A 26,339-nucleotide genomic window follows, 5' to 3' on the forward strand; every position below is an offset into this window, starting at 1 on the left:
GCATGAAAAATATAATAAAATATCTGTTGGTTGGATTTGTTTTCGGAATTGTACTGACTAAATCTGAAGCAGTTTCTTGGTATCGCATTTATGAAATGTTTCAATTTCAGTCATTCCACATGTACGGAATTATTACTGTGGCTATCTTGACAGGAATTATTGGTATTCAAATCATAAAACGAAACAATATAAAAGACATCAAAGGAGAATCAATTGAAATTCCGGATAAAGAAAAAGGATCTGCTCGCTACTGGATTGGCGGTTTATTTTTTGGATTGGGTTGGGCATTGGTAGGTTCTTGCCCAGGTCCTATATTTATTTTGCTTGGAGCCGGTTTTTGGACCGTTCTGATAGTGCTTTTCGGAGCTCTTTTGGGAACTTATTTATATGGATTATTAAAAAATAAATTACCTCACTAATCGAAATACATCTGAAATCAAAGTAGCATTCTCTTATGAAAATGCTACTTTTTTTTGTTTAATTTTAAAATACCGGTAACAATCAAGTATTGTGCGGTTAAGTAGGTTGCCATAATCAGGAATGAGCTGTATTGCAATGGAGTATAGAATTTGTCAAACGCCAAAATACTATCTGAGGCTACAAAAATAATAGCGCCAATTAAAATATAGATGTTGGCAGGTTTTTGCCAGTTTAAAAAGCCTTTCAATGCAAATAACAGCATAATTGAAATAGTCAAGGCATAAACAAAAACAGGAATTTTTAAGTCTCCCAGACTTGGCAGTAAAATCAACATCATTACTATTAAATAAAAGGCAATTGCTGTAACTCCTACCCAGAAGATGATTTTACTTTTCTTTAAATAAATCTTTAATTGTTTGCTAAACAGTGTGATATAGGAAATGTGTGATAGAAGAAAAGCAATCAATCCTGCTATAAAATACAATTCTCCTTTGTCAGCAAACATCAAAATAATATCGCCTATCCATGACAAAGTCAAAGCCGCTAAAAGAATTTTTTTGGTAATAAACCTTTCATGAAAATAAACAGCGAGAATTAAAAATGGCAATAAATAGGGTTTCAAAAACCAAACTGTATTTTCATTCCCAAATAATAGAAACGAAAGATAAAAAAGACTAAACCCAATAAAACTCTTTAATATTATATCGCTTTTCATATGTTGTTTTTAAGATTGAGCTACAATCATTGTTTCTTTTTCAAAATTACTGCTGACAAAATAAAGGGTTACTATCAATGACAAAATGAGATAGCTTAGCATGACGTAACTCGCAAAAGGAAATAGCTGATTCATGCCAAACCAATCGCCAAAATAGAAAATTAGTCCAATTCCAAATGCAAAACGCATGCTTTCCCAGAATATAGAACTTTTACGGGTATCCATTAATTCTGTGTAACTATAAACGGTCAGGAAGATGAATGCGCCGTAAATAAATACATTTGGTAAACCTATCAGAGCAATAGAATTATAGAGGTAACTAATGAGTAGTAAGGTGATAATAGCTTGAAAAAGGGACCAATACATCAATTTTTTAGAATGTTGAATACCATATTTTTCAAAATCATAAACATTGGTAATTTTGGTTACGGGATATTTTTCTTCAAAATTTTCTGGACGCCAGCCTGTTGGTTTAAACCAAATTGTGAATTTGTCTTTCCAGTTTTCAGCGCGCCAAGCATCTGTAATCAATAACCATAAATGCTGAAAATTAATCCGAATGGGATTCCAGGTTCTCGCTGGTCTTGTGATTCCAAAAACGGGTGGGACAGTTTCTAATTCTGCTTGAAAAGTACCAAACAATTTATCCCAAATGATGAATATTTGAGAATGGTTTTTGTCCATGTATTCTGGGTTGATGGCATGATGCACTCTATGATGTGATGGCGAAACCAGTATGTTCTCCAGAAAACCAATTTTCTTAATATGCTTCGTATGATACCAAAATTGAAGAAATAAATGAATAGGAAGCGTTATTGCAATCACTTTGGAAGGAACTCCTAAAAGAGCGGCCGGTATCAATAAAAAGGTAAACAGATTCACAAAACTGGATATCGGTTGGCGAAGTGCGCAGGCCAGATTAAATTCTTCACTACTGTGATGAATGGCATGTTTGTTCCATAAAAAATTAATTTGATGAGACAAACGATGACTCCAATAGCCATAAAAATCAATAGCTATAAATCCAATAAAATAAGTTAGAAAGCTTGCTTGAAGATCAAATAAAGCTATTTTAGAGACAATCCAGTCGTAAGAAACCAGTGTTATGCTGAGTCCTAAAACATCTTTTAAGGAATTAACCATTCCAGAACTTACGCTCGAAACAGAATCCATGTTTGGCGCAGTGTCTTCCCCTTTGTAATGCCCGTATATTTTTTCGATAATAATTAAAATCAAAAAAATAGGCATTACAAAAACTAAAATTTTACCATATTCTTCCATAAAAACACTTTTTTTTATTCAAATATAGAATAAAAGAGAATGTTTTTGAATTATTCACAGTAATTTATTTTTAAAAGGGAAGTTTAACTATTCTTAAATTATCTCCGCATTTAATCCTGCTTCTAATAATTGAGTGCATTGTGGTTTTAATTTTTCGTAAGGACCCGTTTTTACGGTACACTTCCCATTATAATGTACAATTAATGAACATTGTTCCGCTTGTTCCGGAGTGTGATCACAAACGCGAATCAATGTTTCAATAACGTGGTCAAAAGTATTTACATCATCATTGTAAACTACTATTTCATTATCTAAACTGATTGATTCCTTTACACTTACTCTTTCTCTTACTTTTTCTTTAGTACTCATTTTGTAGGTTTTTGTACTTTCGTAATTAATAAAAAAAATATTACTACTAATTTACATATTTTAAAGACACCCAATTGTTTCTTTCAAATTTTTTAACATACGTTAATCCTTTTTCAGTACAAGAAGCATCTATAAATGGTATGTCTTCCTGATAAAAACCGCTTAAAAGCAGTGTTCCATTAGGATTTAAACTGTTTACATAACTTTGCATATCGTTCAACAAAATATTTCTGTTGATATTGGCAATAATCAAATCGTATTTTTTGCCTTCCAGTAATGCTGCCTCACCTTCATAAACTGTAATGTGTTTACAATTATTGCGTTGTGCATTTTCTATAGAATTCAAATAACACCAGTTATCAATATCAATTGCGTCAATTGGTTGCGCACCTTTCATCTCGGCAAGTATTGCTAAAATGGCTGTTCCGCATCCCATATCAAGGGTTTTCATTCCGGTAACATCTATTTCTAATAAATGCTGAATCATCATGTGTGTCGTTTCATGGTGTCCAGTTCCAAAACTCATTTTTGGTTCGATTACAATATCAAATTCGGCATCCGTTTTTGGGTGAAAAGGCGCACGTACATGACAATTTCCATCAACATCTATTGCTTCAAAATTCTTTTCCCATTCCTTATTCCAGTTTACTTGCTCGATTTCTTCAAATGTATAATCGATTGTAAATTCCTCAGATTGTAAAATATGAATGTCATCAAGAATCATTTCATCCCATAAATCCTTTTGTACAAAAGCAGAAATACCCGTTTCAGTTTCTGTAAAACTCTCAAATGCTCTTTCTCCTAATTCTGCGATTAATATTTCAGAACCTAATTGCTTCGCCTGTTCGCTACTGCTCGAGTCTTTAGGCTCAATAGTAAAATGATACCCAATATAAATGTTTGACATACTTATTTTTTTTGCAAAGGTAGTAATCACTATTTAAACGGCATTTGTAAATCAAATTTTATTTTACATTTGCACAACAAACACATAACAACTACATGAAAAAGATTATTTTATTTTTTGTTATTCTTTCTGGTATTTTAGGGAATGCTCAAGAGAATATTAAACAAAGTAAACAGGATAATGACCTGAAATTATCAGCTCTTCCATATTATAGTTTTGGTAAAGGAATTGGAATTACTTCTCCAGATAGTTTATATCAGTTGAATATTCGTTTTCGAATGCAAAACAGGGTAACATATACCGAAAATGAAGGTGAAGATGGTGTTTACGACGGACAAATCAGACGTTTGCGCTTGCGATTTGATGGATATGTTGGAAGTCCAAAGTTTTTATATGCAGTTCAATTGTCATTTGCACCGGGCGATGTGGGCGAAATTCAAGAAGGAGAAAATATCAATATTATTCGTGATGCGGTAGTTTTTTACAGACCTAATAAACATTGGAATATCAGTTTTGGACAAACTAAATTGCCAGGAAATCGTCAGCGTGTGAATTCATCCGGAGGATTACAGTTAACTGATAGATCCATCAATAATGCCAGATTTACAATCGATAGGGATTTTGGTTTTCAAGTTCATAATATGAATGAATTCAAAGATAAATTTTCTTATAATTTAAAAACAGCTATATCCACAGGTGAAGGACGTAATATTACAGGAAATGCTGATGCTGGAGTTGCTGTAACCGGAAAAGTGGAGTTGTTGCCTTTTGGTTCATTTTCTAAAGATGGAACTTATTTTGAAGGAGATATTGTAAGAGAGAAAAAGCCAAAATTGATGCTTTCTGGAGCTTTTCAGCAAAATAATCATGCCAAAAGAGTGCAAGGGCAATTAGGAAACGATTTGTTTGAAGAACGCACTATGAAATCAGTTATGCTGGATGCTATGTTGAAATATAATGGCTGGGCCGCAATGTCAAGTTACATGTCTAGAACGACTTCCAGAAATGCTGTTACTGTAAATCCGGATGATATTACACAATCTAATTATGCTTATGTAGGGAACGGATTTGATCATCAGTTGAGTTATAATTTCCCTTCAAACTATGAAATTATTGGGCGATATTCCACTCAAAAAGTAGGAGAGGATATTAGGACTTTGGCTCCAAATTCTAAACAATATACTGTTGGTGTAACCAAGTATATTTGGGAACATACTTTTAAATTACAAAGCGAATTGACTTTTGATACTTTAAATTATTTTGACGGCAGAACCAAGAATAATTGGTATTTGCGTTTTCAGGTAGAAATAGGAATTTAAAAAAAAAGCGGTGAAATAAATCACCGCTTTTTTTATGAAGTTTAATTATAAAATTTAGATAGCATTTACAATTGCTAAAAAATCATCTGCTTTTAGGGCAGCACCACCAATAAGACCACCGTCTACATCTGGTTTTGAGAATATTTCTTTAGCATTTTCAGGTTTTACACTTCCGCCATAAAGGATAGATACGTTTTCAGCGATTTCACTTCCAAAAGCTTTACGAACTGTTTCTCTGATAAATTCATGCATTTCTTGTGCTTGTTCCGGTGAAGCTGTTTCTCCAGTTCCAATTGCCCAAACTGGCTCGTAGGCCAAAACAATACTGTCCCAGTCTTTTGATTCAATATGAAATAAACCATCTCGCAATTGGTTTTCTACCACATTAAAATGATTTTTTGATTGACGGTCTTTTAATTCTTCTCCGAAGCAAAAAATAACCATCATATCATGTTCTAAAGCTGTATTTACTTTATTAGCAATCAAAGCATCCGATTCATGAAAAATAGCTCTGCGTTCTGAGTGTCCCAGAATTACAATATCAACACCAACACTTTTTAACATATCAGCTGAAATTTCGCCTGTAAAAGCACCGCTTTCCGCTTGATGTACGTTTTGTGCAGCAACATCGATATTAGTGAATTCCAAATGGTCAACTGCAGAAGCCAAGTTTACAAATGTTGGAGCAACAATTACTTGTGCTTTTGCGTCAGTTGGTATTTTTGCTATTAATTCATTCAATAAATCTTCAGTTTGCTCTGCATTTTTATGCATTTTCCAGTTTCCGGCAACAATCTTCTTTCTCATTTTAGTCGTATTATATTTAGTTTTTGGTTATGTTTTTCAATATTGCAATGAATTATTTTAAATTTTTAAGCGTTTCATTGATTTTATCAAAATCAGTTTCTATGGCGCGGTATAAAACAATTTTTCCGTTTTTGTCAACAACGATGTATCTTGGAATCCAATCCACATCAACGGCTTTTGCAAATACCCCTTTCATTTGGTCATTTGCCATGAAATGATCCCCTTTCAATTCGTGTTTTTCGATTCCGGCTTTCCATTTATCGGCAGTTTTATCCATTGAAATAAATAAGTAACCAACATCAGGATTATTAGCTTGTAATTCTTTTAGTTTTGGCATTGCTTTCACGCAATCCCCACACCAGGAAGCCCAAACTTCTATTACCAGGGTTTTTCCTTTGTGTTTTTGTAAAATGTCCTTAAAAGCAACTTGACTTCCATCAGTGGCTAAAAGGGTTTCAGATAAAGCTTCTTTGGAGAATTTAGTTTTTTGCGCATTTGATGTGCAAGACAATGTTACAACCGCAATAAGTAATACTATTATTTTTTTCATTATAGAAATGTTTTTAAACAAAGTTAAACAAACAATTTGAATGCGTTATACGGATTAAGAAATTTTGAAAGCATTATTCGAAAATGACAAAGCAATATCGTTATAGTTTAAAAATAATGGAATGATTTTGATCCGCCGATTTATTTAGAAAGCATTTATCATTCTTTTAAAGTAAAAAGTCGTAAAGTTTCCTGTTTCGGACTTTACGACTTTAAAGTTTTATAGTTTATTTAGAATTTTAAATCTGCAATATCATTGTGATGAACCTTTTGTTTTATTGTTCCTTTTTCAATTAGTACAATACTTGGATTGGCTCTTTCGATTGTTTTTACAGTTATAGCATCGCAAAAATAGAAATCAAATGTTAATCCGAATTGTTTTTTTGCAGCAGCTATTTCTTCTGGTGAAGAAGCTGTCATTGCAACTACTTTATATCCTTTGGCTTTAGCATCCTGACTCAGTTTTTCTAATTTTGCCATTCCACTGTGATCGGCTTTAACCAAATCATACGCTGTAATCAACATCAATTTTGGTTCTTCTAAAAACTCATCTTTGTAATCTGAACCGTCTTTTTCCATTGTAAAATCATGAATAGGAGGAACGTAACCTTCTGTGATAACCTTGTCTTTTCGGTCTACAAATACGGCACCTTCAGGAATTGACATCAAATCTTTTTCGGTAAACTCTTTATCGACACCACCAACTTTGTAAATAAATACCATTTCTACCACAGATTTTTCTGCTCCATCAGGGATTCGCATTCCTTTTTGAATATTATTCCCTACTTTATAAGGTCTGAAATCGATTAATGGCAAATGGTTTAAAACCCAAACTCCCATAAGTGATGATAAAACAATACTGGCATAAATAACTATGTTTTGTACGTTATTGCTAAACAACGGTTTTACCAATTTTTGATTAAAAAATAATATCAGAATAAAGAAAAGTAAAACAATATCCTTTGTAAAAGATTGCCAAGGTGTCAGTTTTAAAGCGTCTCCAAAACAACCACAGTCTTTTACCACATTAAAATAAGCGGAATAAAAAGTCAGGAAAGTAAACAGTACAATCAAGATTAATAAACTCCAGATAGTGAATTTGGTTTTGTAACCAATGAGCAACATAATACCTAAAACCACTTCAAGAATTACTAAAAACAAAGCAATTCCTAGTGCAAACGGAACGAAAAAGGGCATGTTGAAAACCGGCTCACTGAAATATTCAGCCAGTTTGTATGAAAACCCGATTGGGTCATTCAGTTTGATTAATCCGGAGATAATAAATAGGATTCCAACGAAAATTCTAGAAAATTGAGTAATTATATTTTTCATATGAAGATAATATTTGTTTTTTAATGGAATATGATATCTCCATTCTTGATTCCAGTTTGTGATTTTGGAATCCTGGCGATTTCATTTTTAGTTATTGCTTTTTATTATTTATTTCCAAAACCCATTAGAATCAAGGCAAAAATCGAATAATTAATCATATCCTGATAATTCGCATCGATTCCTTCAGAAACTAATGTTTTTCCTTTGTTGTCTTCAATTTGTTTGACACGAAGTAGTTTTTGTAAAATCAAATCTGTTAGTGAACTCACACGCATGTCGCGCCAAGCTTCACCGTAATCATGATTTTTATCTTCCATTAAATCTTTGGTCAGTTTAACTTTGGCATCGTATAATTCGGTTGCTTTTGCAACTTCTAAATCGGGTTGGTCAGCAACACCTAATTCCAATTGAATCAACGCCATGATAGAATAATTGATAATTCCGATGAATTCACCTGTTTCATCTTCATCAATTTTGCGGACTTCATTTTCTTGTAAGCTTCTAATTCTTTGGGCTTTTATATAGATTTGATCGGTCAACGAAGGCAGTCTTAAAATTCGCCAAGCACATCCGTAATCTTTCATTTTATTGATAAACAGCGTACGACAAGTCGCAATCACAGTATCGTATTCTTTTGAAGTATTCTTCATTATTGGTGTATATTTGTATTCAAATTTTTTCAAAAATAAGATAATTTTTTTGAATGTAGAATTTTGAAGTCTTTAAAACTGTAAACGAATGACTATTAACTGCAAAGGAATACTTGTTGACTTATCAACTCCCAAAGTTATGGGGATTTTGAATGTGACGCCCAACTCTTTTTTTGATGGTGGAAAGTATAAGAATGAAACCGAAATCCTTTCGCAAGTCGAAAAAATGGTACTTGAAGGAGCTACTTTTATAGATATTGGCGCTTATTCCAGTAAACCAAGTGCAGAATTTGTCTCGGAACAAGAAGAAATTGCGAGAATTGTTCCTGTTGTAGATTTGATTTTAAAACATTTTCCAGAAACGATAATTTCGATTGACACCTTTAGAAGTGAAGTGGCAAAAGCTTCGATAGAAAGCGGTGCAGCAATCATCAACGATATTGCAGCAGGAAATCTGGACGAAAAAATGTTTGAGATAATTGCAAAATACAATGTTCCTTATATTATGATGCACATGCGAGGCAATCCACAAACGATGCAAACACTCACGGATTACAATGATATTGTAAAAGAAATGTTGTTCTATTTTTCTGAAAAAGTTGCCAAGGCCAGAAGTTTTGGCATCAATGATTTGATTATCGATCCGGGCTTTGGCTTTGCCAAAACAATAGATCAAAATTATGAAGTTTTCCAGAAAATGGAATTGTTAAATATATTGGAACTGCCACTTCTTGTTGGAATTTCAAGAAAATCGATGATTTATAAAACGCTGAATACGACTATAGAAAATGCGTTAAACGGAACGACGGTTTTGAATACTTTGGCATTGACCAAAGGAACAAAAATCCTTCGTGTCCACGATGTAAAAGAAGCCATGGAATGTGTTGCATTATTCAATAAAATCAATTTATAACGATGAAATATTTCACTCTGATTGTTCTTTTTACTTTGTTTTCTTGTGGGAACAAAGAGGATATTTTATTACCAAAAGCCAATACAACAATTGTCAAAAATGTAGATGATCTCTCTCCAATCTATATTTTTTTTAGAACAAAAGGAAAAGATACGCTAGCTGAAGTAAACAGGAAAAACAGTATTATTTCAACTAATTGGATTCTAAATGTTGACAAACGTTTACCGTTGCGACTTGCCATTCCGGAAATCATGAAGTTGCAGGAGAAAAAGCGTACTGAGAAAGCACACAAGAATGAAAAGGCCGAAAATTATTATTCCTACGCAGATACGATTGGTAAAAATCTCGCTTTTATTCCTTTTACCAATGTGTATTACAAACTGGAAAAATCAAAGTCAGGAATAGTTGTCTTTTTTGCCAAAAACAATGAAATTTTAGTAGATTCTATTGAAGTGAAAAGAGAAGAATTATTAACGTATTTAAATAGATTACCAAGTAACACCTTAAACCAATATGTTTTTTGCTTTGATAAAAACCTAACTTTTGGAGGTTATATTCAAAATAAAATTTTTATTGAAAGTTTAAAAGTAGAAATGAAAAGCACTCAAGAATTTATTTATTAAACTTCAAACAGAACAATTATTGATGATGATACGGTTCATTTCTTAAAATCGTGAAACCACGATACAATTGTTCGATAAAAAACAACCGCACCATTTGATGCGAAAAAGTCATTAAAGACAGCGATATTTTTCCTTGCGCTTTGGCATAAACCGTTTCCGAAAAACCATAAGGACCACCAATTACGAAAACCAAAGTTTTTACTCCAGAGTTCATTTTCTTTTGTAATTCCTCTGAAAAACCTACACTGGAAAAATTTTTTCCGTTTTCGTCCAATAAAATAAGTTGGTCCGTTGGTGTAATTTTTGCCAAAATCAATTCGCCTTCTTTCTCTTTTTGTTGACTTTCAGATAAGTTTTTTACGTTCTTGATATCAGGAATGATATCCAAATCGAACTTGATATAAAAAGACAATCGCTTAGTATAATCGTCTATTAAAGATTGTAAGGCTTTGTTATCGGTTTTACCGATAGCAATCAATTTGATGTTCATTTTTGTTGGATTTCAGAGGCGCAAAGATAGAAAATTGACATTGTATTTGATTGAAGAAAAAGCTATTTAAGATTGTTTATTTAGAATTTTTGAGGAATTTTTTCTTTAACCTTTAAGCAATTAGCTGAAGTAATAGTTCTTAGTATTTATTCATTAAGCTCTTTTGGAAATCTGTCAAGAACTAAATTTAGCTGAATGTTGTGTTCCAAGTAGGCTTTTAAACCCGCTAAAACTAATGTAAATCCTTCAGTAGAATCCCGTATTTGTGAGATAATTTTTTCTGTTTCTCCATGAAATCCGGTATTAACGATGCTTACAAAAGTTCCAACTTCTCCTAAATTTTTAAATGTCCATTCCACCGTTGAAATTTCATCGAGGCTTCCCCATTCAATCACAATTTTTTTATTCAGTTCTACGGTTCTAGTATTAACCACAATAGAATGGTTGTACATTTCCCAAGTCCATTCTGTTTCTTTTCCTTCTTCAAGTTTTCCGGAGCTTTTAGTGAACCAAAATTTAGTCGTGATTTCGGGATTTATAAATGCTTGAAAAACAAGTTCAATGGGTTTTCTAATTAACATTTCGGCTTTTGCGAAGTATTTGGTTTCCATAGCCATAATCTTTATTTTCAAACGGATTTACACCAATTTTGCATGAATGCTTTTGTAATTCAAATTATGATTTAGGCAATGGCGCACCCACAGCAATATCACATCGGTGATTGGCTTGACCATGTGGTGGATTCATTCCTTCTGGAGTAGGTGTCGTAGCAACTGGTGTTGTCGTAGTTACAGTGGATGTAGGAACGGGTTGATTCTGTTGCTGAACAGCTGTTTTGTTTGTAGTTGCGGCTGGTGGAGAATTCAATGGAGCACCTACAGGAATATCACAACGGTGCGATGGCTGACCGTGCGCAGGATTCATTCCGGCAGCTACAGGACCGGAAGTAGCCACTGCATTATTTGGATTTATAGTATTTGTAGTTTGTTGAACCTGAGTTGCCGTCGAAGTTTCGCTCTTCATTTGTTTACCAACTTCAGTAAAGGGAACTACATTTGTAGGAGTTGCGGTATTTTGTGGTTCAACTTCTTTTTTGCAAGAAGTCATTAGTATCGAAGATACAAAAAGAAGGCTTAAAAAAGATTTCATAATCAGCGTTTTAGTTACTAGTTCAAATATAAGATTTTAAATAATACACCACAGTATAAAAGAATTGATTTTATTGGATGAAAATATAAGAATAGGTGTTAAATTAATAGTACCGATATTCTTATCTTAATTAAAATGTAATACTCTGTTAAAACACATTGATTTACCTCTTTTTTTCAAAGAACCAAGCATACATATTTTCAAATCCACAAAATAAATCTTACTTTAGCATTCCATAAATTTCCTATAAAATGATTAGCGACATACAGTTTAAAAACGAGTTAGACATACTAATACAAAATGCCATTCGGGAAGATGTAGGTCCTGGCGATTACAGTTCTTTAGCTTGTATTCCAGCTACAGCAAATGGAAAAGCGAAGTTGCTTGTAAAAGAAGATGGCATAATTGGAGGAGTGGCTTTCGCTAAAATGATTTTTGAATATGTAGACCCTAATTTGAAAATAGAAACTTTTATCGAGGATGGTACTCCAGTAAAAAAAGGAGATGTTGTTTTTCATGTTTCGGGGAGTTCACAATCCATTTTGAAATCGGAACGTGTCGTTTTGAATTCAATGCAGCGAATGTCAGCCATTGCCACTAAAACCAAGGAATACGTTCGTTTATTAGAAGGAACCAAAACTAAAATTCTCGACACTCGTAAAACCACACCGGGATTCAGAGCTTGTGAGAAATGGGCGGTGAAAATTGGCGGAGGCGAAAATCATCGTTTTGCTTTGTATGACATGATTATGCTCAAAGACAATCACAACGATTTTGCCGGCGGAATTACTTTGGCTATAGCCAAAACCAAAGCTTTCTTAAAAGAAAATAATCTGGATTTAAAAATTATTGTCGAAGCCAGAAACCTGGATGAAATCAAAGAAATATTGGAAAGTGAAGGTGTTTTTAGAATTTTAATAGACAATTTTAATTATGACGACACTAAAAAAGCAGTAGCTTTGATTGGCGATAAATGCCAAACAGAATCTTCGGGAAATATTAATGAAAACACCATTCGCCATTATGCAGAATGTGGCGTAGATTATATTTCATCAGGAGCATTGACACATTCTATTTATAACATGGATTTGAGCTTAAAAGCGATATGAGTAAAGAAATAGAAGTTAAATTACAAAGAATTCCAATAGTACGGAATCTGGTTAATGTGCTAAAAAAAATCGAGCTTCCTTGGTTACAAGGATTGTCGTTATATGATTTATTGGAATTATACGGCTTAGGAATTGTCGAAAGCGCTTTGACATATCATGCCAGTGCGATTGCATTTAGTTTCTTCATGGCTTTATTTCCTTTTGCGCTGTTCATTTTAAACCTTATTCCATACATTCCTATTGAAGGTTTTCAAGATGATTTTTTACTGTTTGTAAAGGAAGGTGTACCGCCCAATACGTATGATGCTATTTATAAAATCATCAATGATATTCTTAATAACAGTCACTCAGGATTAGTATCTTATGGGTTTTTATTGTCTATTTTGTTGATGGCAAACGGTTTAAACGGAATCCTTGGAGGATTTGAATCGTCCCGTCATGTTCTCATAAAAAGAGGGTTTATCAGGCAATATTTAGTGGCTTTGGGAATGTCCTTATTGTTGTCCTTTTTATTGATTGTAACTGTGGCAACAATAGTAGTTTTTGAAGTTTTTATTCAAAAAACAATACTGAGTGATCAAATAGCGTTAATTGTTTTAGGAAGATATGCATTTGTAATTTTAATGATTTTAGGAACAACGTCTATACTTTTCAAGTTTGGTACAAAACACGATAAAAACAGAGCATTTATATCGATAGGGTCCGTATTCACTACTATATTGATTCTTTTGGATTCGTATGCTTTTGGTATTTGGGTCATAAAATTTTCTAAGTACAATGAATTATATGGGTCGATAGGAACATTGTTGATTTTGATGTTTTACATTTGGATTAACTGCATGATATTGCTGTTGGGTTTCGAATTGAATGCTACAGTAAATAAATTGAAAGCAAAAAAAGAATGATTTTTTAAATCAAAATAGTTTCAAAATTAGGAGCTATTTCCTGCTATTCGTTCCTAGCAATGATTGGGTTACTACGTCTAACAGGGCTAAAAAATGACAACAATGAAAAATAGCATTACAATACTCGCATTATTTATTTCGATGGTTTTTTATGGTCAAAACCATACTGTTGTTGGCAAATGGAAAACTATTGATGATCAGAGTGGGAAAGCCAAATCGATCGTGGAAATCTACGAGCGTTCCGGAAAAATTTATGGAAAAATCATCGACATTTTAGATGCTGAAAAGAAAAAGAACTTATGCGTAAATTGTCCCGGTGACGAAAAAAACAAACCAGTTCTAGGTCTTGTCATTATTAAAGGACTGACAAAAGATGGCAATGAATACAATTCAGGAAAAATTCTTGACCCAACATCAGGTAAATTATACAAATGCTTTTTGGCTCTCGAAGGAAATGACAAGTTAAAAGTACGCGGATATATAGGTGTAGCATTATTTGGAAGAACACAAACCTGGAATAGAGTAAAATAATTATAAATTGTGAGTTATGAGTTCAAAGTAAAGAATCACCATAACTCAAAACTCATAATAAAATAAAAATGCATTTCGTCGAAGTAATTTTACCCCTTTCTTTAGCCAAAACCTTTACCTATAGCGTCTCTGAAGCGGAGTTCCATTATATAAAAATTGGAATGCGGTTGGCTGTTCCTTTTGGGAAAAGTAAAATTTACACGGCATTAGTTATTGAAATTCATCAAAACAAACCCACTTTATACGAAGCCAAGGAAATTCATCAAATTCTGGATGAAAAACCCATTGTGACTGAAATCCAAATTGCACACTGGCAATGGATTGCTTCCTATTATATGTGTGCTATTGGTGATGTATATCGTGGTGCCATGCCAAGTGCACTTTTGCTGGAAAGCGAAACCATAATTTCTCAAAAAACAGATTTGGTTATTGATGCAAGTCTGCTTTCGGATGATGAATTTTTGGTTTATGAAGCCTTGCAACAGCAAAGTTCCTTGAAAGTCCAGGATATAATGGCTATTTTAAATAAGAAGAATATCTTTCCTGTTATTCAAAAATTGATAGACAAAAACATATTAGTGCTTCAGGAAGAAATACAGGAAACCTACAAACCTAAGTTAGTGCGTTATGTTCGTTTGCATCCTAAATATGAATCAAACGAGGGATTGAGCGAATTACTCGAAACACTAAAAAGTGCCAACAAGCAAAAAGAAATCGTATTGAATTATTTTCAATTGAGTGCTGTGGAGAAAAAACCTATTACCGTAAAAAAACTGGTAGAAGCGGCTAATTCTTCTTCGGCAGTTGTAAAGGCTTTAATTGAAAAAGAAATATTCGAAGATTATTTTCTTCAGGAAGACCGAGTAAATTTTACAGGAAAAATACGCGAGGATCAATTGCAGTTGAGTTTGGCTCAGCAAAAAGCTTTTGAGGAAATCAAAGAAAGTTTTACTCAAAAAGAAGTGTGTTTGTTGCATGGTGTCACTTCGAGCGGAAAAACAGAAATCTATATCAAACTCATCGAAGAGTATTTGGAAACTGGAAAACAAATCTTGTATTTATTGCCGGAAATTGCTTTGACTACTCAATTAGTGGGGAGATTAAGGACTTATTTTGGAAATAAAGTAGCTGTTTTTCATTCGAAATATAATAATAATGAACGCATCGAAGTTTGGAATCAAGTTTTGGTGAATTCAGAAAAAGCGCAAGTGGTAATAGGGGCGAGGTCATCTTTGTTTTTACCATTTTATAATCTAGGATTCATAATTGTAGATGAAGAACATGAACAAACTTTTAAGCAAGTAGATCCTGCACCGCGTTATCATGCTCGCGATGCGGCTATAGTTTTGGCTCATTCGCATAAAGCAAAAGTACTTTTGGGTTCGGCTACGCCAAGTATTGAAACATATTTCAATGCCAAATCGGATAAATTTGGTTTAGTCGAAATTTCGGAGCGATTTGGAAATGTCATGATGCCGAATATTGAATTGGTGGATTTGAAAGATAAATACTTTCGCAAAAAAATGACGGGACATTTTAGTGATGTTTTAATTGAAGAAATCAATATTGCTTTGTCATTGGGTGAACAAGTCATTTTATTTCAAAACAGACGTGGGTATTCTCCGGTAATAGAATGTATGACTTGCGGCCACGTACCGCAATGTCAGCAGTGTGATGTGAGTTTGACCTATCATAAACATAAAAATCAGTTGCGCTGTCATTATTGTGGATATACAATGGCAAAACCTACTCATTGTCATTCCTGTTCCAGTGTTGATTTGACTACAAAAGGTTTTGGAACCGAACAAATTGAACAAGAGTTAGTATCTATTTTTCCAAATTCTAAAATTGGAAGAATGGATCAGGATACGACTCGAGGGAAATTTGGATTCGAAAAAATTATCGATAGCTTTAAGAATAGAGAAATGGATATTTTAGTAGGAACTCAGATGTTGGCCAAAGGATTGGATTTTGATAACGTGAGTTTGGTAGGAATCATGAATGCGGATAATATGTTGTATCATCCTGATTTTAGGGCCTTCGAAAGGAGTTTTCAAATGATGACTCAAGTTGCGGGAAGAGCTGGACGTTCAGAAAAACAAGGAAAAGTTGTTATCCAGACGTATAATCCGAATCATAATACAATACAGCAAGTTACTAATAATGATTATTTGGGCATGTATAAAGAACAATTGTATGACCGCCAGATATATAAATACCCGCCGTATTTCAGAATTATAAAGCTTACTTTGAAACAACGTGATTTTGATAAATTAAAAGAAGGTTCGATGTGGTTGTATCAAGTGATGAGCCAGAATCTTAATATGCCAGTGCTGGGACCTGAAGAGCCTGCAATCAGCAGAATTAGAAACGAATACATTCGTACGATTATAATAAAGATTCCTCAGAATGCATCAATTGTAAGCACAAAAAAAACTATCCAGAAAATGTTGAATAGTTTTGAAGCTGTTGCTCAATACAGAGCTATAAAAGTTACGTCAAACGTCGATTTTTACTAAAATTCAGTTGCCTATGAAAAGGCAAGTGCTTTTACTAAATCTTCTTTTTTATGTCGGCTTAAAGGAATTTTTGTAACTCCAATTTCGGCAAATTTACTGTTGAAACGTTCTACTTTATCAATGTTGATAATATAGGACTTGTGTACACGTACAAATTTTTCTTTTGATAAGTCATTTTCAAAAGATTTCATGGTAGAGAGTACCAGATTGCTGTCTTCCTCTGTAACTACTCTTACGTAATCACCAAAAGCTTCAATCCATTTTATTTTAGAAGTAAATATTTTCAATTTTTTCAAATTGCTTTTAATGAAAATATGTTCTCCTTCTTCTTCTTTGTTTTCTTTTTTAAGTAGATGTAAATCAATAGCTCTTTTTACCGAAGCGTTGAATCTGTCGATTGCAATTGGTTTTTGAAGGTAGTCCGTAGCATCATAATCAAACGCTTTCATAGCATACTCAGCTTTTGAGGTTATGAAAATAATTTGAGGTTTTACTTTTAAACCATCCAAAAAGTCAAAGCCGCTAATTACCGGCATTTCGATGTCCAAAAAGATAAGGTCTACATTGTGTATAGACATACAGCTTCTGGCTTCGATTGCATTAGAAAAATCACCGATTAAGTGTAAATTTTGATGATTATTAACTAACTTTGCGATAATCATTCTTTGAATAGAACTATCATCTACTACAACACAGTTTAGTTTCATAATTTTAGTATTTTAGATTTGGCTGAGTAAATATATTACTTTTTTATTTAAAAAAAACTAATTGGGCGGATTTTTTTACCTTACGTCGAATAAAATGAAATAAGACTTGTTTAATCAGATTAATTGATTACTTTTGCACCCAAAATAACAAATAAATATATATTTATGAATCATTATGAAACTGTTTTCATTTTAAATCCCGTTTTATCTGAAGTTCAGGTAAAGGAAACAGTAAGCAAATTTGAAGATTTTCTTACTAGTAGAGGAGCAGAAATGGTATCTAAAGAAGACTGGGGTCTTAAAAAGATGGCTTACGAAATCCAAAACAAGAAAAGTGGTTTTTACCATTTGTTCGAATTTAAAGTATCAGGAGAAGTTCTTATCGCTTTTGAAACTGAATTTAGACGTGACGAAAGAGTTATGCGTTTCTTAACTGTAAGTCTTGACAAACATGCTATCTCTTGGGCTGAAAGAAGAAGAGCAAAACTTAAATCTCAAAAAGCTTAATTATCATGGCAACATTACAACAATCTGCTTCAGGAAAAAAAGACGGGGATATCAGATATCTTACGCCTTTGAACATAGAAACTAACAAAACTAAAAAGTATTGTCGTTTCAAAAAATCAGGTATCAAATATATTGACTATAAAGATGCTGATTTCTTATTGAAATTCGTAAACGAGCAAGGGAAAATTCTTCCTCGTCGTTTAACAGGTACTTCATTGAAATACCAAAGAAAAGTGTCTGTAGCTGTAAAAAGAGCGCGTCACTTAGCTTTAATGCCATATGTGGCAGATTTACTAAAATAATAATTAAAACTCAGTTGTTGGTTTTCTGAGACATGAAACCTAACTTCTATAACAAAGGACAACAACATGGAACTTATATTAAGACAAGACGTTCAAAATTTAGGATTTAAAGATGATATTGTAACGGTAAAAAATGGTTACGGTCGTAACTTTTTGATCCCTCAAGGTCATGCACATTTAGCAACATCTTCTGCAAAGAAAGTATTAGCTGAAAACCTAAAACAAAGAGCGCACAAAGAAGCTAAAGTTGTAGCAGATGCAAAAGCATTAGCTGAAGCTTTGAAAGCTATCGAAATTAAAATCTTTGCAAAAGCAGGTGGTGAAAAATTATTCGGTTCAATCACGAATATTGATATCGCTGAATCTTTAGCTAAAGGTGGACAACAAATCGAAAGAAAATTCATTACTAGCGGAATCGTTAAACGTACTGGTAAATATACTGCTAGTGTTCGTTTACACAGAGATGTTATCGTTGAATTAGACTACGAAATCGTTGCTGAAAAATAACATTTGGTTAACATTTTGTTAATAAAATATAAAAATCACTCTTAGGAGTGATTTTTTTTTTTGTCTAATTTTGACCCACAAATAACACATATTCAAACAAATGAAAAAAATTATTACATTATTACTAATCTTTAGTAGTTTTTACTCAGTCATTGGGCAAACGACTACTTCTAGTATTAAAGGGATTGTTAAAAGTTCTAATAATGAGACGCTTCCCGGAGCAACAGTATTGGCAGTTCATACTCCAACAGGATCTAAGTATTCCGCTTTATCGAATGAAGATGGAAGATTCAGTATCTTGAACATGAGAATTGGTGGTCCATATAAAATTACAGTAACTTTTGTAGGTTATCAAAGTGAAGAATTCAATGATGTTTACCTTGATTTAGGTAAAGTATTCAGTTTAGATGTTCTTTTAAAAGATGAAAGTCAGAAATTAGAAGAAGTAAAAGTTGTTGGAACCAAAAATAAAGTTTTTCAAAGTGGAAGAACTGGTGCAGAAACAACAATTGGACGTAGAGAATTATCTGCATTACCTTCTATTTCAAGATCAGCCGATGATTTTACCCGTTTAGAGCCAACTGCAAGTGGAGGTTCTTTTGGAGGAAGAAATGATCAGTACAATAATTATTCATTAAATGGTGCAATATTCAATAATCCTTTCGGATTAGATGCTGCAACTCCTGGTGGACAAACTGGTTCTCAGCCAATTTCATTGGATGCAATCGAACAAATTCAAGTGGCGACTGCTCCTTATGATGTTACTTTATCTGGTTTTACTGGAGCTTCTGTGAATGCAGTTACTAAATCCGGTTCAAATGAGTTTCATGGTACAGCTTATGCTTTCTATAGAAATCAAGACATGACGGGTAATAAAATAAAAGGAGAAAAGATATTTGTGCCTTCATTAGAGCAAACACAAGCAGGTTTTAGTGTTGGTGGACCAATTATTAAAAATAAATTATTCTTCTTTACCAATTTTGAAATTGACGAAAGAAGTGATTTTGGGTCAAACTTTGTGGCTAATAACGGTGATGCTGTTACAGGTGTTAACGAATCAAGAGTTTTAGAGACAGATTTGATCAATGTTTCAAATGCGTTGTCTTCATTAGGATATAATACGGGTGCTTATCAAGGTTTCTCTCATAATTCAAATTCAAGAAAAGGAATTGTAAAATTAGATTGGAATATTGATGATAATAATAAATTAGCCGTTATTTATAACTTTTTGGATGCTTCCAAAGACAAACCGGCTCACCCGTCAGCTTTAGGATTTAGAGGTCCGAATGCTTCTACTTTGCAATTTCAAAATTCAGGATATCAAATCAATAATAAATTGAGTTCTTTCTTGTTAGAGTTGAACTCTAAGATTAATGAAAAAGTATCTAATAAATTACAGGCTGGTTACACGCATTTTGATGACTTTAGAAATCCATTTTCTTCACCGGCTCCAGTAATTAATATTCAAGACGGAGCAGGATCAAATTATATTATTGCAGGGCATGAGCCATTTTCTATCAATAATACATTAGATCAAAAAGTTTTTCAAATTACAGATAACTTAAATTATACTGTAGGGAATCACTCTTTTACTTTTGGTGCATCATTTGAAAAATTTCAATTTCAGAATTCATTTAACTTAGCTGGTTATGATAATTTTGGTAATCCTAATGGTTATGCAGGAACTTTTTATACACCATATTCAAATGTAGCAGCATTTTTAGCTGATGCAGCTAAGCCTTTTGCAACAAGTATAATTGCTCAGAATTTACTTTATGCGCAAAATCAATTTGAAGCTAAAAACTCTTTTGGAGTAGGAGAAGATAATGGATGGAAATTATCAGAATTAAACGTAGGTCAAGTTGCATTCTACATGCAGGATGACTGGAGTGTTAACGATAATTTTAAACTGTCTTTTGGTTTAAGAGCAGATAAACCATTGTATTTTAATACAGCTGATTTGATTCAAAAGTATATTGATACAGATAATGGTGCTACGAGAAATAATGCGACTCAGTATTATGACCCGGAAACAGGAAATCAAGTTCCTTTAATATCAACAAAATTACCAAGTGATAAATTACTTTGGTCTCCAAGACTTGGATTTAACTGGGACGTTAATGGAAATAAAACTACACAAATTCGTGGAGGAACCGGAATTTTTACAGGAAGAATTCCTTTTGTTTGGTTAGGAAATCAAGTGAGCGGTGCTGATGATAGTTTTTTCCAAATTATGGATCCAGATTATAAATGGCCGCAAGTATGGAGAACAAGTTTAGGTGTTGACCATAAATTTGAAAGCAATTACATTGTCACTGTTGACATGTCTTATAACAAAGATATCAATGGAGTTCACGTGCAAAACTGGGGTTTAAGAACGCCTTCAGGAACTCTTGCAGGTGTTGATAACAGGTTAATTTATGACAATGCTTCTGATAAGCAAAGTAACAGTGCTTACGTAATGACAAATTCTGATAAAGGAAGTGCATTTAACTCTTCTATCAAAGTACAAAAGAATTTTGATAACGGATTGTTCGCAAGTTTAGCGTATAACTATTTGAAATCTCAAGATGTGAATTCAATTGAGGCGGAAATTACAGGTGATGCTTTCGCTTTTAACCCAGCCTTAGGAAACGTAAATAATGCCGTTTTATCTGATTCTAAATATGGAGATACACACCGTTTTATTGGTGTAGCTTCAAAAAAATGGAAATATGGTAATGACAAATGGGCGACTACTGTATCTACTTTCTTTGAATATGCTCAAGGAGGTCGTTTTAACTATATTTATGGTGGAGACATCAACAATGATGGGTCAGGAACAAACGATTTGATTTATATTCCAACAACTGCTGAAATCAGTGCTATGGCTTTTTCTGGAGCAGGACAAGGAGCGGCTTTTGATGCATTTATCAGTCAAGATGATTATTTGAATGAAAGAAGAGGTCAGTATGCAGAGCGTTACGGAGCTTTATCTCCATGGAGAGGGAAATGGGATCTTAAAGTAATGCAAGATTATAACTTTAAAGTTTCTTCTGCTTCTACTAAAACAAACACTATTCAATTTAGTATCGATGTATTGAATTTAGGAAATTTGATTAATTCTGATTGGGGATTGGTTCAAGTACCAACAAGTGTTCAACCAATTGGTGTATCTGTAGATCAAACTACAAAAATACCAACATACACTTTTAACGGAACTCAAACTAAAACGTTCAACTATGATGCAAGTTTATTGTCAAGATGGCAAGCACAGTTTGGAGTTAGATATATTTTCTAAAAAAAAGATAAAAATAGATTAAATTTGCCCTCTCATTTGAGAGGGCTTTTTTTTGATTTAAAAATTTCAAAAGAGAGTTAAGACAAAAGTTAAATATTAAAATACAATAATGAAATACTCAAGATTGACAAAAGAACAATTTGAAGAATTGAATCAGGAATTCAGTACTTTTTTAGCAACTCAAGCAATTGATAAAGCAGAGTGGGATAAAATAAAAGCTGAAAAACCAGAAGTTGCCGAACAAGAATTAGACGTTTTTTCTGATTTAATTTGGGAAGGAGTTCTTTCGAAAGCAACGTATTTAGAACATTTTTCTAAAAATCATATTTTCCTTTTTCATTGTTTTGATACCCATGTTCAATCTATAGTTTTAAAATCATTGGTTCCTGAAGTGGATTTTTTAACTAAAGATGGATTGCAATGGCTTAGCGATAATATGTTTACGGATACTATTGAAATGAAAGTAGGGAAAAAAGAGTTTACGGATGAGCGTAATGCTTCCATTTTTGAATTGATACAGCAAGGTTCGTTTTTGAGCGACGGCCTTTTATACCAGCAAATAAATACTATTATAGCATCCTAATTGTATTGCTATTTATTTTTAATTGGTTATTTTAGTACACTTTTTCAAAACTAAAATAGCCAATTTTTATTTTCTATGGATATTCAAAATACGATTCAAAAATTAAGGGAAGAATTAAATCAGCACAACTATAATTATTATGTGTTAGATACACCCACAATTTCCGATTTTGAATTTGATTTAAAATTAAAACAACTTCAGGATTTAGAAAATAAATACCCGGAATACTTTGACGAAAATTCGCCTTCTCAACGAGTAGGAGGTACGATTACAAAAAATTTCCAAACCGTTCCGCATGAACACCGTATGTATTCTCTTGATAATTCCTATTCTAAGGAAGAATTGATGGATTGGGAAAAACGTGTTCAAAAAGTTTTAGGAGATGTTCCATTAGAATATACTTGTGAACTAAAATACGATGGTGCATCTATTAGTATTACTTACGAAAACGGAAAATTAAAACGTGCGGTAACGCGTGGAGATGGTTTTCAAGGAGACGATGTGACTAATAATATCAAAACTATAAAATCCATTCCGTTAAAATTAAAAGGGAATTTCCCTGCTACTTTTGATGTGCGTGGTGAGATCATTTTGCCTTTTGCCGGTTTCGAAAAAATGAATCAGGATTTAATCGAAATTGGAGAATTACCGTATTCAAATCCCAGAAATACAGCTTCGGGAAGTTTAAAATTACAGGATAGTGCTGAAGTTGCAAAACGGCCTTTGGATTGCCTGTTGTATTTTTTAATTGGAAATAATCTTCCTTTCAAATCTCAGTTTGAAGGATTGGAAACGGCTAGAAATTGGGGTTTCAAAGTGCCAAAAGAAGCAAAATTAGCCAGTAATTTAACCGAAGTTTTCGAGTTTATAGATTATTGGGATATTCACAGACATGACCTTCCCTATGAAACGGATGGTGTTGTGGTAAAAGTAAATTCTTTCCACTATCAGGATGAATTGGGCTTTACAGCCAAATCTCCGCGTTGGGCAATTGCTTATAAATTCAAATCAGAACAAGTTTCTACACAATTAAATTCAATTTCGTATCAAGTAGGACGAACGGGTTCCATTACTCCTGTGGCGAACTTAGAACCGGTACAATTAGCAGGAACCATTGTGAAACGAGCTTCTTTACATAACGCTGATCAAATTGAGAAATTGGATATTCGTGTAGGAGATACTGTTTTTGTAGAAAAAGGAGGGGAGATAATCCCTAAGATTATTGCTGTTGATTTGAGTAAGCGTCCAGAAAATACAGAACCAACAAAATACATCACGCATTGCCCGGAATGTAATACGGCATTAGTGAGAACCGAAGGCGAAGCAAATCATTATTGTCCTAATTTTTATGGTTGTCCACCGCAGATTATAGGAAGGATTCAGCATTATATTTCTCGAAAAGCAATGGATATTGAAGGTTTAGGAGGCGAAACTGTTGCTTTGCTTTTTAATAATGGATTGGTTCATAATTATGCCGATTTATATGAACTGACTGTGGATCAAATTCTTCCTTTGGAACGAATGGCTCAAAAATCTGCTGAAAATTTAGTGAAAGGTGTAGAGAATTCAAAGAATATTCCTTTTGAGCGCGTTTTGTTCGCTATTGGAATTCGATTTGTCGGTGAAACGGTTGCCAAAAAACTAGCCAAACATTATAAAAACATTGATGCATTGCGTCAGGCTACATTGATGGATTTGATTTTAGTGGACGAAATTGGAGAACGAATTGCGCAAAGTGTAATTGACTTTTTCGAAAATCAAGAAAATAGAATTATAATTGAAAGACTAAAAAGTTTTGGTGTTCAATTTGAAATTGTTGAACATATAAATCCTAACGCCACAAATAAACTTTCTGGGAAAACATTTGTTGTTTCAGGAGTTTTTGAGAAATTTTCAAGAGATGATTTAAAAAAGGCAATCGAAGATAATGGAGGAAAAGTGGGAAGTTCTATTTCGGCAAAAACGGATTATGTTGTTGCTGGAGATAATATGGGACCTGCAAAATTAGATAAGGCAACCAAGTTGAACATACCAATAATCTCCGAAGATGATTTTATGAATCTAATTAATAACGCTAATGCAGCTACTGACTAAAAAGTATAATTTTTTACAGGAAAATGCAATCCTTGGTTTGCTGTTTTCTTTTTCAATTATTGAAGTTCTAGCAGAATTATTTTCATTCAAAGTAATTCTGTTTGCATTTAGACCTTTGGTAGCCATAATGCTAATTTATCTTTATTGGGTCACTTCTAAGGAAAGAAATGTGCTTTTTTATATGACCGTATTTTTTTTACTCCTTACCAGTATTTTCATTCTTTTTGAATCAATACTTTTTTTGATTTTGGGCTTAATAGGTATTTTTACGCATCGAATTTTACTTATATTTTATATTATAAAGTTGAATAAGATTAAGGATTTTGTACCAATACTAATAGCAATTATTCCTTTTGTTTTTATTTTTTCCTATTTGCTTTCTATTTCGGATGAAATTCCAAAAGGCAGTTATTATCCTTTGGTAGGTCAAAATATTTTAGTATCGATTCTTGCCGGTGTTATTTTGTCTAATTATTTCATGAACGACACTAATAATTCGCCCTGGCTGGCTATTTTTGGATTATTATCTACTGCGCTCTATTTTACAGTTTTTATTGAAAAATGCTTTTTGTCTAATCTGCCACCCACATATTTCAGGCCACTGGCAATGATTTTGTATGTCACAAGCTATTATTCCTTTTATAGATTTGTGATTGATGCAGAAGCGATAAATGCAAAAAAAGAATCGATTACTGTTACACAATAATCGATTTCCCTTCAAATGCTTTAGCTTTATCGTTATCCAGATAAAAATCAATTCTTCCCAGATTTATACCGTAACAACCCACTTGATTTACAAGAACTTCTTTACCGGCAAGGTTTTTTACAACAGTAGGTTTCTCTAGAAAAGTATGTGTATGTCCACCAATAATCAAATCAATGTCTTGTGTTAGTTCCGCTAATTTCAAATCACATATTTTATTGGGTTCGTCTCTGTATTTATAGCCTAAATGCGACAAGCAAATCACTAAATCACACTTTTGTTCTTTCTTTAAAATCCGAACCATATCTTGAGCCGTTTCGACTGGATTGTTGTAAACGGTTTCTTTGTACATTCCTTTATCAACTAATCCTTCAAGCTCTATTCCAAGTCCAAAAACACCCACTTTAATACCATTTTTGTTGAATATTTTATACGGTTTTACAAAACCATCCATCACGGTGTTTTTAAAATCGTAGTTGGCAGATAGGAACTCAAATTTAGCATGTGGCATTTGCGCATGCAAACCTTCAACACCGTTATCAAAATCGTGATTTCCTATCGTAGAAGCATCATATTGCATCATGCTCATTAACTTGAATTCTAACTCTCCACCATAATAATTAAAATAAGGCGTTCCTTGAAAAATATCGCCTGCATCCAGTAATAATACATTTGGATTCTCTTTTCGAATCGTTTCAATCAAGGCTGCTCTTCGTGCCACGCCACCCATATTTGCATTTCTGGGATGATCCGCAGGAAATGGATCAATGTAACTGTGCACATCATTCGTATGTAAAATAGTAAGATGTCTTTTTTGTGAAGATTCAAAGCTGCTTAATGATAAACCTAAACTTAGTAAAGCTGAACTCGCAGCTGTTTTTTCTATAAATTCTCTTCTTTTCATTTTATATTTATTTTTAATCCAATTGCCATTGCGAGGAACGAAGCAATCAGGAGCTATTTCCCGCTTTTCGTTGCAATATTTTTTATCGAGAAAAACGATAAAAAATGATTTTCACTTCACTCGGGGCTAGGGCTTTATGTTTTCTAAAACTATTTTGTTATTCA

Annotated in this window: 28 protein-coding genes; 15 read left to right on the forward strand and 13 right to left on the reverse strand. The window is 33.2% G+C overall.

What is annotated here, in order from left to right; genetic code table 11:
- Positions 1 to 2: 2 nt before the first annotated feature.
- Positions 3 to 419: a DUF6691 family protein gene (locus CLV00_RS10015; RefSeq protein WP_099715066.1), complete on the forward strand. Its 417-nt coding sequence runs from the start codon at positions 3 to 5 to the stop codon at positions 417 to 419.
- A gap of 44 nt (positions 420 to 463) precedes the next feature.
- Here the strand turns inward: CLV00_RS10015 and CLV00_RS10020 are convergent, their stop codons facing one another.
- The 4 genes from CLV00_RS10020 to prmA form a co-directional block, all read right to left on the reverse strand.
- Entirely contained in the window at positions 464 to 1,135 is a 672-nt protein-coding gene (locus tag CLV00_RS10020) for a lysoplasmalogenase (protein WP_099715068.1), read from the reverse strand.
- A gap of 9 nt (positions 1,136 to 1,144) precedes the next feature.
- On the reverse strand, positions 1,145 to 2,416 hold the full coding sequence (locus CLV00_RS10025; protein WP_099715070.1) for a sterol desaturase family protein: 1,272 nt from the start codon (positions 2,414 to 2,416) through the stop codon (positions 1,145 to 1,147).
- 93 nt (positions 2,417 to 2,509) lie between these two features.
- Complete coding sequence (locus CLV00_RS10030) at positions 2,510 to 2,785, reverse strand: ATP-dependent Clp protease adaptor ClpS (protein ID WP_099715072.1); 276 nt, start codon at positions 2,783 to 2,785, stop codon at positions 2,510 to 2,512.
- 46 nt (positions 2,786 to 2,831) lie between these two features.
- A complete protein-coding gene (gene prmA, locus CLV00_RS10035) occupies positions 2,832 to 3,692 on the reverse strand; it encodes a 50S ribosomal protein L11 methyltransferase (RefSeq protein ID WP_099715074.1) in 861 nt (286 codons plus the stop codon).
- Positions 3,693 to 3,787: 95 nt separating this feature from the next.
- Here prmA and CLV00_RS10040 point away from each other — a divergent pair, with 95 nt between their 5' ends.
- Positions 3,788 to 5,011: a porin gene (locus tag CLV00_RS10040; RefSeq protein ID WP_099715076.1), complete on the forward strand. Its 1,224-nt coding sequence runs from the start codon at positions 3,788 to 3,790 to the stop codon at positions 5,009 to 5,011.
- Between the two features lie 54 nt (positions 5,012 to 5,065).
- Here the strand turns inward: CLV00_RS10040 and tpiA are convergent, their stop codons facing one another.
- The 4 genes from tpiA to CLV00_RS10060 form a co-directional block, all read right to left on the reverse strand.
- Positions 5,066 to 5,818 carry a triose-phosphate isomerase gene (gene tpiA / locus CLV00_RS10045; protein WP_099715077.1) on the reverse strand — a complete coding sequence of 251 codons (753 nt, stop codon included), beginning with the start codon at positions 5,816 to 5,818 and terminating at the stop codon, positions 5,066 to 5,068.
- Between the two features lie 52 nt (positions 5,819 to 5,870).
- Complete coding sequence (locus tag CLV00_RS10050; RefSeq protein WP_099715078.1) at positions 5,871 to 6,368, reverse strand: TlpA disulfide reductase family protein; 498 nt, start codon at positions 6,366 to 6,368, stop codon at positions 5,871 to 5,873.
- 230 nt (positions 6,369 to 6,598) lie between these two features.
- The gene (locus CLV00_RS10055) at positions 6,599 to 7,699 is read right to left on the reverse strand and encodes a BT_3928 family protein (protein ID WP_099715079.1); all 1,101 of its coding nucleotides are present in this window, start codon (positions 7,697 to 7,699) and stop codon (positions 6,599 to 6,601) included.
- A 104-nt stretch (positions 7,700 to 7,803) separates the two neighbouring features.
- The gene (locus tag CLV00_RS10060) at positions 7,804 to 8,349 is read right to left on the reverse strand and encodes a DUF1599 domain-containing protein (protein WP_099715080.1); all 546 of its coding nucleotides are present in this window, start codon (positions 8,347 to 8,349) and stop codon (positions 7,804 to 7,806) included.
- Between the two features lie 88 nt (positions 8,350 to 8,437).
- Between CLV00_RS10060 and folP the strand changes: the two genes are divergently transcribed.
- Both folP and CLV00_RS10070 read left to right on the forward strand, forming a co-directional pair.
- Positions 8,438 to 9,262 (forward strand): dihydropteroate synthase, encoded by an 825-nt coding sequence (gene folP, locus CLV00_RS10065; protein WP_099715081.1) that lies wholly within the window; start codon positions 8,438 to 8,440, stop codon positions 9,260 to 9,262.
- A gap of 2 nt (positions 9,263 to 9,264) precedes the next feature.
- The gene (locus tag CLV00_RS10070; protein ID WP_099715082.1) at positions 9,265 to 9,885 is read left to right on the forward strand and encodes a hypothetical protein; all 621 of its coding nucleotides are present in this window, start codon (positions 9,265 to 9,267) and stop codon (positions 9,883 to 9,885) included.
- 16 nt (positions 9,886 to 9,901) lie between these two features.
- On the opposite strand, the gene rlmH is transcribed toward CLV00_RS10070, so the two are convergent.
- From rlmH to CLV00_RS10085, 3 genes are all read right to left on the reverse strand, one after another.
- On the reverse strand, positions 9,902 to 10,375 hold the full coding sequence (gene rlmH / locus CLV00_RS10075; protein WP_039109797.1) for a 23S rRNA (pseudouridine(1915)-N(3))-methyltransferase RlmH: 474 nt from the start codon (positions 10,373 to 10,375) through the stop codon (positions 9,902 to 9,904).
- Positions 10,376 to 10,521: 146 nt separating this feature from the next.
- Positions 10,522 to 10,992 carry an SRPBCC family protein gene (locus tag CLV00_RS10080; protein ID WP_099715083.1) on the reverse strand — a complete coding sequence of 157 codons (471 nt, stop codon included), beginning with the start codon at positions 10,990 to 10,992 and terminating at the stop codon, positions 10,522 to 10,524.
- Positions 10,993 to 11,050: 58 nt separating this feature from the next.
- Entirely contained in the window at positions 11,051 to 11,524 is a 474-nt protein-coding gene (locus CLV00_RS10085) for a hypothetical protein (protein WP_099715084.1), read from the reverse strand.
- 251 nt (positions 11,525 to 11,775) lie between these two features.
- Between CLV00_RS10085 and nadC the strand changes: the two genes are divergently transcribed.
- The 4 genes from nadC to priA all read left to right on the forward strand — a co-directional run bounded on the left by nadC (position 11,776) and on the right by priA (position 16,588).
- The gene (gene nadC, locus CLV00_RS10090; RefSeq protein ID WP_099715085.1) at positions 11,776 to 12,633 is read left to right on the forward strand and encodes a carboxylating nicotinate-nucleotide diphosphorylase; all 858 of its coding nucleotides are present in this window, start codon (positions 11,776 to 11,778) and stop codon (positions 12,631 to 12,633) included.
- Complete coding sequence (locus CLV00_RS10095; RefSeq protein WP_099715086.1) at positions 12,630 to 13,538, forward strand: YihY/virulence factor BrkB family protein; 909 nt, start codon at positions 12,630 to 12,632, stop codon at positions 13,536 to 13,538. Before nadC ends, CLV00_RS10095 begins: the two co-directional genes overlap by 4 nt.
- A gap of 102 nt (positions 13,539 to 13,640) precedes the next feature.
- Complete coding sequence (locus CLV00_RS10100) at positions 13,641 to 14,069, forward strand: DUF2147 domain-containing protein (RefSeq protein WP_099716308.1); 429 nt, start codon at positions 13,641 to 13,643, stop codon at positions 14,067 to 14,069.
- A gap of 68 nt (positions 14,070 to 14,137) precedes the next feature.
- Positions 14,138 to 16,588: a primosomal protein N' gene (gene priA / locus CLV00_RS10105; RefSeq protein WP_099715087.1), complete on the forward strand. Its 2,451-nt coding sequence runs from the start codon at positions 14,138 to 14,140 to the stop codon at positions 16,586 to 16,588.
- Between the two features lie 11 nt (positions 16,589 to 16,599).
- On the opposite strand, the gene CLV00_RS10110 is transcribed toward priA, so the two are convergent.
- A complete protein-coding gene (locus CLV00_RS10110; protein ID WP_099715088.1) occupies positions 16,600 to 17,295 on the reverse strand; it encodes a LytTR family DNA-binding domain-containing protein in 696 nt (231 codons plus the stop codon).
- A 165-nt stretch (positions 17,296 to 17,460) separates the two neighbouring features.
- On the opposite strand from CLV00_RS10110, the gene rpsF reads away from it, so the two are divergent.
- The 7 genes from rpsF (at position 17,461) to CLV00_RS10145 (ending at position 25,274) form a co-directional block, all read left to right on the forward strand.
- Positions 17,461 to 17,802 carry a 30S ribosomal protein S6 gene (gene rpsF / locus CLV00_RS10115; protein ID WP_077370382.1) on the forward strand — a complete coding sequence of 114 codons (342 nt, stop codon included), beginning with the start codon at positions 17,461 to 17,463 and terminating at the stop codon, positions 17,800 to 17,802.
- Between the two features lie 5 nt (positions 17,803 to 17,807).
- Entirely contained in the window at positions 17,808 to 18,104 is a 297-nt protein-coding gene (gene rpsR, locus CLV00_RS10120) for a 30S ribosomal protein S18 (RefSeq protein WP_007138295.1), read from the forward strand.
- A gap of 66 nt (positions 18,105 to 18,170) precedes the next feature.
- Positions 18,171 to 18,611 (forward strand): 50S ribosomal protein L9, encoded by a 441-nt coding sequence (gene rplI, locus CLV00_RS10125; RefSeq protein ID WP_099715089.1) that lies wholly within the window; start codon positions 18,171 to 18,173, stop codon positions 18,609 to 18,611.
- Positions 18,612 to 18,711: 100 nt separating this feature from the next.
- Complete coding sequence (locus tag CLV00_RS10130) at positions 18,712 to 21,891, forward strand: carboxypeptidase regulatory-like domain-containing protein (protein ID WP_099715090.1); 3,180 nt, start codon at positions 18,712 to 18,714, stop codon at positions 21,889 to 21,891.
- Positions 21,892 to 22,000: 109 nt separating this feature from the next.
- Positions 22,001 to 22,474 (forward strand): DUF6495 family protein, encoded by a 474-nt coding sequence (locus CLV00_RS10135; RefSeq protein WP_099715091.1) that lies wholly within the window; start codon positions 22,001 to 22,003, stop codon positions 22,472 to 22,474.
- Between the two features lie 75 nt (positions 22,475 to 22,549).
- Entirely contained in the window at positions 22,550 to 24,568 is a 2,019-nt protein-coding gene (ligA, locus tag CLV00_RS10140) for an NAD-dependent DNA ligase LigA (protein ID WP_099715092.1), read from the forward strand.
- Positions 24,552 to 25,274 (forward strand): hypothetical protein, encoded by a 723-nt coding sequence (locus CLV00_RS10145; RefSeq protein WP_099715093.1) that lies wholly within the window; start codon positions 24,552 to 24,554, stop codon positions 25,272 to 25,274. The genes ligA and CLV00_RS10145 overlap by 17 nt, the downstream gene beginning before the upstream one ends.
- Here CLV00_RS10145 and CLV00_RS10150 read toward each other — a convergent pair.
- Positions 25,264 to 26,175: a bifunctional UDP-sugar hydrolase/5'-nucleotidase gene (locus CLV00_RS10150; protein ID WP_099715094.1), complete on the reverse strand. Its 912-nt coding sequence runs from the start codon at positions 26,173 to 26,175 to the stop codon at positions 25,264 to 25,266. The genes CLV00_RS10145 and CLV00_RS10150 overlap by 11 nt on opposite strands.
- Between the last annotated feature and the right edge of the window lie 164 nt (positions 26,176 to 26,339).

Source organism: Flavobacterium sp. 11 (genome assembly GCF_002754315.1).
Lineage (GTDB): Bacteria > Bacteroidota > Bacteroidia > Flavobacteriales > Flavobacteriaceae > Flavobacterium > Flavobacterium algoritolerans.

Excerpts from the sequence above, each read along its gene's own strand:
- CLV00_RS10015 (WP_099715066.1), top strand. The coding sequence starts at position 3 with ATGAAAAATATAATAAAATATCTGTTGGTTGGATTTGTTTTCGGAATT.
- CLV00_RS10020 (WP_099715068.1), bottom strand. The coding sequence starts at position 1,135 with ATGAAAAGCGATATAATATTAAAGAGTTTTATTGGGTTTAGTCTTTTT.
- CLV00_RS10025 (WP_099715070.1), bottom strand. The coding sequence starts at position 2,416 with ATGGAAGAATATGGTAAAATTTTAGTTTTTGTAATGCCTATTTTTTTG.
- CLV00_RS10030 (WP_099715072.1), bottom strand. The coding sequence starts at position 2,785 with ATGAGTACTAAAGAAAAAGTAAGAGAAAGAGTAAGTGTAAAGGAATCA.
- prmA (WP_099715074.1), bottom strand. The coding sequence starts at position 3,692 with ATGTCAAACATTTATATTGGGTATCATTTTACTATTGAGCCTAAAGAC.
- CLV00_RS10040 (WP_099715076.1), top strand. The coding sequence starts at position 3,788 with ATGAAAAAGATTATTTTATTTTTTGTTATTCTTTCTGGTATTTTAGGG.
- tpiA (WP_099715077.1), bottom strand. The coding sequence starts at position 5,818 with ATGAGAAAGAAGATTGTTGCCGGAAACTGGAAAATGCATAAAAATGCA.
- CLV00_RS10050 (WP_099715078.1), bottom strand. The coding sequence starts at position 6,368 with ATGAAAAAAATAATAGTATTACTTATTGCGGTTGTAACATTGTCTTGC.
- CLV00_RS10055 (WP_099715079.1), bottom strand. The coding sequence starts at position 7,699 with ATGAAAAATATAATTACTCAATTTTCTAGAATTTTCGTTGGAATCCTA.
- CLV00_RS10060 (WP_099715080.1), bottom strand. The coding sequence starts at position 8,349 with ATGAAGAATACTTCAAAAGAATACGATACTGTGATTGCGACTTGTCGT.
- folP (WP_099715081.1), top strand. The coding sequence starts at position 8,438 with ATGACTATTAACTGCAAAGGAATACTTGTTGACTTATCAACTCCCAAA.
- CLV00_RS10070 (WP_099715082.1), top strand. The coding sequence starts at position 9,265 with ATGAAATATTTCACTCTGATTGTTCTTTTTACTTTGTTTTCTTGTGGG.
- rlmH (WP_039109797.1), bottom strand. The coding sequence starts at position 10,375 with ATGAACATCAAATTGATTGCTATCGGTAAAACCGATAACAAAGCCTTA.
- CLV00_RS10080 (WP_099715083.1), bottom strand. The coding sequence starts at position 10,992 with ATGGCTATGGAAACCAAATACTTCGCAAAAGCCGAAATGTTAATTAGA.
- CLV00_RS10085 (WP_099715084.1), bottom strand. The coding sequence starts at position 11,524 with ATGAAATCTTTTTTAAGCCTTCTTTTTGTATCTTCGATACTAATGACT.
- nadC (WP_099715085.1), top strand. The coding sequence starts at position 11,776 with ATGATTAGCGACATACAGTTTAAAAACGAGTTAGACATACTAATACAA.
- CLV00_RS10095 (WP_099715086.1), top strand. The coding sequence starts at position 12,630 with ATGAGTAAAGAAATAGAAGTTAAATTACAAAGAATTCCAATAGTACGG.
- CLV00_RS10100 (WP_099716308.1), top strand. The coding sequence starts at position 13,641 with ATGAAAAATAGCATTACAATACTCGCATTATTTATTTCGATGGTTTTT.
- priA (WP_099715087.1), top strand. The coding sequence starts at position 14,138 with ATGCATTTCGTCGAAGTAATTTTACCCCTTTCTTTAGCCAAAACCTTT.
- CLV00_RS10110 (WP_099715088.1), bottom strand. The coding sequence starts at position 17,295 with ATGAAACTAAACTGTGTTGTAGTAGATGATAGTTCTATTCAAAGAATG.
- rpsF (WP_077370382.1), top strand. The coding sequence starts at position 17,461 with ATGAATCATTATGAAACTGTTTTCATTTTAAATCCCGTTTTATCTGAA.
- rpsR (WP_007138295.1), top strand. The coding sequence starts at position 17,808 with ATGGCAACATTACAACAATCTGCTTCAGGAAAAAAAGACGGGGATATC.
- rplI (WP_099715089.1), top strand. The coding sequence starts at position 18,171 with ATGGAACTTATATTAAGACAAGACGTTCAAAATTTAGGATTTAAAGAT.
- CLV00_RS10130 (WP_099715090.1), top strand. The coding sequence starts at position 18,712 with ATGAAAAAAATTATTACATTATTACTAATCTTTAGTAGTTTTTACTCA.
- CLV00_RS10135 (WP_099715091.1), top strand. The coding sequence starts at position 22,001 with ATGAAATACTCAAGATTGACAAAAGAACAATTTGAAGAATTGAATCAG.
- ligA (WP_099715092.1), top strand. The coding sequence starts at position 22,550 with ATGGATATTCAAAATACGATTCAAAAATTAAGGGAAGAATTAAATCAG.
- CLV00_RS10145 (WP_099715093.1), top strand. The coding sequence starts at position 24,552 with ATGCAGCTACTGACTAAAAAGTATAATTTTTTACAGGAAAATGCAATC.
- CLV00_RS10150 (WP_099715094.1), bottom strand. The coding sequence starts at position 26,175 with ATGAAAAGAAGAGAATTTATAGAAAAAACAGCTGCGAGTTCAGCTTTA.